The 1,372-nt window shown below is 60.9% G+C and carries 1 protein-coding gene; it reads left to right on the top strand.

Going from position 1 to position 1,372, the window contains the following annotated elements:
- Positions 1-125: 125 nt before the first annotated feature.
- Positions 126-1,358 carry a DDE-type integrase/transposase/recombinase gene (locus ACTWP6_RS30255; RefSeq protein ID WP_443189632.1) on the top strand — a complete coding sequence of 411 codons (1,233 nt, stop codon included), beginning with the start codon at positions 126-128 and terminating at the stop codon, positions 1,356-1,358.
- Positions 1,359-1,372 lie beyond the last annotated feature (14 nt).

Raw genomic sequence — 1,372 nt, 5'->3', positions numbered from 1 at the left:
CGCGTTGACTCATCCGAAATGCGCGTGAAAGGCCTCGAAATGATGCTTCGTTGCCTCACTAAAAATGCGCGCGTGTGCGGCGCGCCTACGTGATCGGTCAGCTACGAACTCAGTAGGCCCAGATGATGGGGTTGACATTGGCCGAGCGCAGGGCAGTGACTGAGACGATCGCGATCCGCTACTCGTTGGCAGACAAGACGACCAAGGGCATCATTCTCGACGAGTTGTGCGCCACCACCGGCTGGCACCGCAACCACGCCCGCAAGGCCCTCACGACGGCTTTGCACCCCAAACTGGTGTCACCCAGAACTCCGCGCCCACCGAAGTACGGGCCGGATGTCATTGCCGCACTGACGGTGTGCTGGACAGTGTTGGGGATGCCGGCCGGCAAGAGGCTGGCCCCCATGCTGGGTGAACTGCTGGCAGTCCTGCGCCATTTCGGGGAACTGGAGATCGATCAGGACACCGCGGAACTATTGGTGTCAATGTCTGCTGCCACCATCGATCGTCGCCTGGCCGGTGAACGGGCCAAGTATCAACTCAAGGGGCGCTGCACTACTAAGCCGGGATCGCTGCTCAAAAGTCAGATTCCGGTGCGTACCTGGGCCGACTGGGACGATGCCCGGCCTGGGTTCGTCGAGATCGACCTGGTGTCCCACGATGGCGGTAACGCCGCCGGAGCGTTCGCATTCACCCTGACCGTCACCGACGTGGCCACCGGGTGGACCGAGAACCGCTCAGTGCCTAGCAAGGCTGCCAAAGGCGTCCTTCGCGCACTCAACGAGATCGCCTACAACATGCCGTTTCCGATGCTGGGCGTCGACTCGGACAACGGCTCAGAATTCATCAACCAAGCCTTGCTGCAATGGTGCGAACGCCACCAAATCACCTTCACGCGCGCACGGCCAGGCAACAAGAACGACGGCTGCCATGTCGAGCAGAAGAACTGGGCGGTGGTACGTACCGTGGTCGGCTACCACCGCTACGACACAGCCGCGGAGCTGTTGTTACTCAACGAGATATGGCGTCTCCAGTCTCAACTGACCAACTACTTCTACCCGCAGCAGAAACTGCTATCCAAAGTCCGCCAGGGAGCCAAAGTGTCGAAGAAACATGACACCGCCGCCACGCCGTTTCACCGCGCGATCGATCATCCCGCGATGACCGTTGAGCGCATCGTAGCGCTGACCCGCACCTACTCCTTGATCAATCCCGCCGCCACTCAGCGTCAGATCCAAGCCCTCACCGCCCAGCTCTTGACGATCACCACCAGCAAAGCTGGTCCCGCCACTAAGGCCCCAGTCACCAAGCGCGCACGTTCACGTGAGGCAACGAATCAGCCTTCGCGCGCATCTTGACATGAGGCAACAGG

Origin of the sequence: Mycobacterium sp. 4D054 (assembly GCF_052245755.1) — a bacterium.
Lineage (GTDB): Bacteria > Actinomycetota > Actinomycetes > Mycobacteriales > Mycobacteriaceae > Mycobacterium.
This window is presented reverse-complemented; position numbering and strand designations above follow the sequence as displayed.